The 6294-nt window shown below is 49.0% G+C and carries 3 protein-coding genes; all 3 read left to right on the forward strand.

Annotated features, from left to right (window positions below; translation table 11 throughout):
• Nucleotides 1-2 precede the first annotated feature (2 nt).
• Genes NHN17_RS12905 through NHN17_RS12915 form a run of 3 tightly spaced genes read left to right on the forward strand, consistent with a single transcriptional unit; the run spans nt 3 to nt 5844 of the window.
• Nucleotides 3-1934, forward strand: coding sequence for a beta-N-acetylhexosaminidase (locus NHN17_RS12905; RefSeq protein WP_255042969.1), 1932 nt, complete (start codon nt 3-5; stop codon nt 1932-1934).
• 39 nt (nt 1935-1973) lie between these two features.
• Nucleotides 1974-4382, forward strand: a complete 2409-nt coding sequence (locus NHN17_RS12910; RefSeq protein ID WP_255042970.1) for a glycoside hydrolase family 94 protein — start codon at nt 1974-1976, stop codon at nt 4380-4382.
• 49 nt (nt 4383-4431) lie between these two features.
• A complete protein-coding gene (locus tag NHN17_RS12915) occupies nt 4432-5844 on the forward strand; it encodes a phosphoglucomutase/phosphomannomutase family protein (protein ID WP_255042971.1) in 1413 nt (470 codons plus the stop codon).
• Nucleotides 5845-6294 lie beyond the last annotated feature (450 nt).

A 6294-nucleotide genomic window follows, 5' to 3' on the forward strand; every position in this document is an offset into this window, starting at 1 on the left:
CTATGAGTTTTCGTCTCGATTTTGTCGTCATAGAACAGCAGCAAAATCAGTCCCGCTTGGCCCTGACGTTGCACAACTTATCAGATAAACCGCTGGCTCAGTGGTCACTGCATTTTACGTTTGGCCGCTGGATTGATTCCTCCAGCTTGACTCATGGCGAGCTGGAACAAACCGGAAGCTACAATATTTTAACTTCCGGCCGCAAGGAAGCACTGAAGCCAAATGGCCACTTCTATACCGAGTTTACTGTTGGTACCAAGCCTTTCAGCCTATTGGACGACGGGATCATCGATGCCTTTATCTGCAGCGGTAATTCGACGTCGTTGATTAATCCGCTGCCCGTCGAGATCACCGCTTTTGGCTTGCAACACCCTCAACTCAAACGTCATACCACAGCACTTGAGGCCGCAGCAGAAATCAATATTATTCCTGCCCCGCAGCACCTCAAGCCACTGGGAGGGCTTTTTGCCCTGACCCCACACACTGCTATTGAGATTGACACTCCTCTTGCTGAGGGGAGCAGTCGCTGGATAAGCACAGAGCTTGAAAACCTGCTTAATGAAAAGGTGGCCGTTCACGCCGCGGGTAGCATCCATTACCAATACCGCGAACACCTCGCGGACAGCGCCTATCAACTACTGGTTGAACAAGACGATATTTGGCTCATGGCCAGTACCGAAAGCGGCTTCAGCCATGCCACCGCTTCCTTGTTGCAATTGCTGCCGTCACAACCCAGTCATCAGGCAGACATGGCCTATCATATTCCTATGGTGGAAATCTGTGACGAGCCACACTTTGCCCACCGCGGCATGATGCTTGATTGCGCCCGCCATTTTCATCCCGTCGAGAGGATCAAATTTTTACTTGATCAGCTAGCGCGCTTCAAATTCAACATCTTCCATTGGCACCTTACGGATGATGAGGGCTGGAGGATTGAGATAGATGCCTACCCAGAACTGACCCAGACGGGCGCCTGGCGAGGGCCCAACGAGCTTATCCAGCCGCAATTTACCACCATTAGCCAGCGTTATGGCGGCTACTACAGCAAACAAGAAGCCCGCGACATTATTCGTTACGCCGCCGACCGCGGCATCATGGTAATACCTGAAATAGACATACCGGGACACAGCCGAGCAGCCATCAAGTCGTTGCCAGCCCTGCTGACCGATCCCGATGACAAGTCGATTTACCGCAGCATCCAAGGCTACAACGACAATATCCTGTCGCCAGCTCTGGAGGGCACCTATACCTTTATTGCCAATGTCCTGGATGAAATCTGTGATCTTTTCCCTGCCCCATACCTTCACATCGGTGCCGATGAAGTACCTTCGGGCGTATGGGCTGATAGTCCCGCTTGCCGTGCTCTAATGGAAAAACATGGTTATGAGGATCCCAAAGAACTTCAAGGCCATTTATTACGTTTTGCCGAAAAGCACCTTAGTAATAAGGGCAAACGGATGATGGGCTGGGAAGAAGCCACCCAAGGTGACAAAGTCAGCAAAGATACCATCATTTTTTCCTGGCTGAGCGAAGAAGCAGGACAGAAATGTGCTCAAGCTGGCTATGACGTGGTTATGCAGCCGGCTCAGGCAACCTATCTCGACTTAGCGCAGGGCGAGTCTGCCGATGAAGCTGGCGTCGATTGGGCAGGACGGCTTCCTCTTGAGCAAGCCTACCAGTACCAACCGTTGGCCAAATTACCGACTGACGACCCAGCTCACCAGCATGTCAGGGGGATCCAGTGCGCCCTGTGGTGTGAGCTTGTTAATAGCAAAAGCCGACTCGAATACATGCTCTACCCACGCTTGCTCGCCATTGCAGAGGTCGCCTGGACAGCCCCTGAAAATCGTAGCTGGGCAGACTTTTCAGCCCGTCTCAACGGGCAGTTCGCTTATTTGGACAAAGTAGGCATCAATTACCGTCGCTGCGAGTAAGGCGCAGGGCAACGATTACAATAAAAGGATTAAACCACCATGAAATACGGCTTTTTTGATAACGACAGTAGAGAGTATGTGATCACTCGTCCCGATGTGCCTGCACCTTGGACCAACTACTTGGGAACCGAAAAATTTTGTACCGTAATCTCACATAACGCAGGCGGTTACTCATTCTATAACTCACCAGAATACAACCGAGTGACCAAGTTCCGACCGAATGCGACCTTCGACCGCCCGGGCCACTATGTCTACCTGCGCGATGATGAAACCGGTGACTATTGGTCTATCTCCTGGCAACCAGTGGCAAAAAGCCTGGACGAAGCAAGCTACGAAGTTCGTCATGGCCTGTCTTACTCGAAATTCAAGTGTGACTACAACGGCATCGAAGCCACCAAGACTCTGTTTGTACCAAAAGGTGAAGATGCCGAGGTATGGGATGTTGTGATCAAAAACACGTCTGACAAGCCACGTACTATTAGCGTTTTCTCTTTTGTAGAGTTCTCTTTCAGCCACATCCAATCTGACAACCAAAACCATCAGATGTCTTTGTACTCTGCGGGGACATCATACAAGGATGGCGTGATCACATACGATCTTTACTACAACACCAACGATTTCGAGGGTTTCTACTACCTCGCATCTACCTTTGATCCAGACTCATATGATGGTCAACGTGATAGCTTCTTAGGTACATACCGTGATGAAGCGAACCCACTCGCCGTTGAACAGGGAAAATGTTTCAACACTGCACAAACGTGTTACAACCATTGCGGTTCCTTACATAAGCAATTCACCATCCAGCCGGGTGAGGAAGTACGTTTTGCCTGCATCCTAGGTATCGGTAAAGGTAACGGTGATCGTCTGCGTGCGAAGTACCAAGATCTCGCTGAAGTTGATAATGCCTTTGCTGGTATAAAACAACACTGGAATGAGCGCTGTGAAAAATTCCAAGTTAAATCGCCTAACGAAGGCCTAGACACAATGATCAACGCTTGGACGCTGTACCAAGCAGAAACCTGTGTGGTTTGGTCACGTTTCGCTTCATTCATTGAAGTAGGTGGTCGTACAGGCTTGGGTTATCGCGATACTGCGCAAGACGCAATATCGGTGCCTCATGCTAACCCAACAATGACGCGTAAGCGCTTGGTTGACTTACTGCGCGGCCAAGTGAAAGCGGGTTACGGTCTACACTTATTCGATCCCGATTGGTTTGATCCAGAAAAAGCAGATGTTGAACCATCTAAATCACCAACGGTCGTTCCAACGCCATCTGATGATGACAAGATCCACGGCATTGAAGACACCTGCTCTGATGATCACTTGTGGTTAATTCCAACGATCTGTAGATACGTCATGGAAACTGGCGAGCACAGCTTCTTTAACGAAGTGATCCCATACGCAGATGGCGGCGACGCAACTGTCTATGACCACATGAAAGCCGCACTAGACTTCTCTGCAGAATACGTGGGACAAACCGGTATCTGTAAAGGCCTGCGCGCTGACTGGAACGACTGCCTAAACTTAGGCGGTGGTGAGTCTTCAATGGTGTCATTCCTTCACTTCTGGGCTCTACAAGAGTTTATTGACCTTGCTAAATACCTTGGCAACGATGCTGATATTCAGAAGTACACCATAATGGCAGCTAACGTTCGCGAAGCATGTGAAACACACCTTTGGGATGATGAAGGTGGTTGGTACATCCGTGGTCTAACGAAGAATGGTGACAAGATCGGTACTGCGCAGCAAACCGAAGGCCGTGTTCACCTTGAGTCAAACACATTAGCCGTTCTATCGGGCGCGGTGTCGCAAGAACGCGGCGAAAAAGCAATGGATGCAGTTGATGAGAACTTGTATTCAGAGTACGGCTTACACCTAAACTCACCATCCTTCGCAACACCAAACGATGATATTGGTTTCGTTACTCGCGTCTACCAAGGTGTAAAAGAAAACGGCGCGATTTTCTCCCACCCTAACCCTTGGGCATGGGTTGCTGAAGCGAAGCTAGGCCGCGGTGACCGTGCAATGAAGTTTTTCGATGCCCTAAACCCATACAACCAAAACGACATGATTGAAAAACGTTATGCCGAACCTTACTCATACGTTCAGTTCGTCATGGGCCGAGATCACCAAGATCATGGCCGCGCTAACCACCCTTGGTTAACGGGCACTTCTGGCTGGGCGTACTTCGCTGTGACTAACTTTATTCTCGGTGTTCGTACTGGTTTTGATGGCCTGACCATCGATCCTTGTATCCCAACAAACTGGCCAGGCTTTGAAGTAACTCGCCAATGGCTTGGTGCGACATACAACATCCAGGTGGTCAATCCTGATTCAGTGAGCAAAGGCGTGAAATCCATAATGATTAACGGCGATCTGGTAACAGGTACAACAGTAGCCGTTCAAGCGGAAGGCACTGTTAACGACGTTATCGTAACACTAGGCTAACCTGATGGGCAGCAGTCGCACTGCTGCCCTCTTTCCTAAGGAATATCCCATGATCCAATTTGGTACAGGTGGCTGGCGCGCTTTCATTGGTGAAGAATTTACCAAAGACAATGTCTGCCTTGTTGCCCAAGCACTATCAAACATAATTAATGATGAAAAAGTCGCTGAACACGGCTTCATTATTGGTTATGACCGTCGTTTTCTGTCAAATAAAGCCGCTTGTTGGTTTTCTGAAGTCCTCGCGGCCAATAGCATCAAAGTCAGCTTTATCGACAAGTTTGTTCCAACGCCAATCGTAATGTTTGAAGCCAAAGAGCGTAACTGTGCTTATTCAGCTTGTATTACCGCTTCTCACAACCCTGCTGACTACAACGGTATTAAGATATTTATCGAAGGTGGTCGCGATGCTGATGAAGTCATCACGCAAAAGATTGAACAGCAGATTGCAGTGCTTAAATCTGAGCATGTAAAACACGTTGATTTTGAACAAGCGATTGATGACAAACTGATTGAAATCATCAACCCAATGAATAACTTTGTTGATTCAATCATTAACTTTATCGATATTGATGCGATCAAAAAAGCCAACTTACGCGTACTGATTGACCCTATGTTTGGTGTGGCGAAAAACGCACTGCAAACCGTGTTAATCAATGGTCGCTGTGAAGTCGACGTGATCAATGATGGCAAAAATCCAGATTTTGGTGGTTTAATGCCATCACCAAATGCCGCAACACTTTATCGGCTAATGCACCTTGTTGCTCAAGAAGGTTACGACATCGGTATTGGTACCGATGGCGATGCTGACCGACTCGGGATCATCGATGAAAAAGGCAACTTCATCCATCCTAACGAAGTCCTACTGCTGCTCTATTACTACCTGCTTGAATATAAAGGTTGGAAAGGCTCTGTAGTGCGTAACATTGCCACAACGCACATCCTTGATAAGATTGCTGCCGATCATGGCGAAAAGAGCTTTGAGGTACCAGTAGGCTTTAAGCACATTAGCTCACAAATGGAAGCCGATGATTCGCTTATTGGTGGTGAAAGCTCTGGCGGCCTGACAATACGTGGCCATATCAAAGGTAAGGATGGCGTATTTGCGTCCAGCTTGCTGGTTGAAATGATCAGCGTGACAGGCAAAAAACTGTCGGAAATGCTCGATGAAATCTACGGCAAATACGGTTTTGCGTATACCGCGGAAGGTGACTGCACTTTCCGCCCCGCCGCTCGGCAAGCCCTCTACGACCGGATATACATCAACAAAGAACTGCCTGATTTTGAATGGGAGATTGAACGTGTCAGCTATGCTGACGGTGCCAAGGTCTACTTCAAAAATGGCGGCTGGGCATTAGCTCGTTTTTCGGGCACCGAGCCTCTGTTGCGACTATTTGCCGAAATGGAGAATCGCGAGCAGTCTGAGAAAGTGGTCCGCCAATTAAAAACATTCTTAAACTTGTAAGTTTCCTCCTTTCTCAGTACTAGCCGTACCACTGCCGAGGCTAGTGCTGGGGATACACGTTGAGTCCTAAAGTAACACGCGCTTTGCTGTTACATTTCGCAGGCTTTCTGCCTTCGCGGCAAGGGTAGCTTCGCTACCCTTTTTCTTTGCTTATTATTTCTTTCGGAACGACGGGGTACCTTGTCAGGGCTAGTGATCCGGCGGGATTCATTCGACCGCAAGGCGAACATAACCTTCAAACGTAAAAAAGCCCAGTCTTTCGACTGGGCTTAGTATAAGTGGCGGAACGGCCGGGGTCGCGCTCGACCGGGACTCAAGCCGAAGGCTCGTGAGAGTCCAATCTGTAAACGATAAGAAGCCCCGCTGTTTCCAGCGAGGCTTCTTAATAAGTGGCGGAGCGGACGGGACTCGAACCCGCGACCCCCGGCGTGACAGGCCGGTATTCTAACC

It is taken from the genome of Photobacterium pectinilyticum (genome assembly GCF_024357955.1).
GTDB lineage: Bacteria > Pseudomonadota > Gammaproteobacteria > Enterobacterales > Vibrionaceae > Photobacterium > Photobacterium pectinilyticum.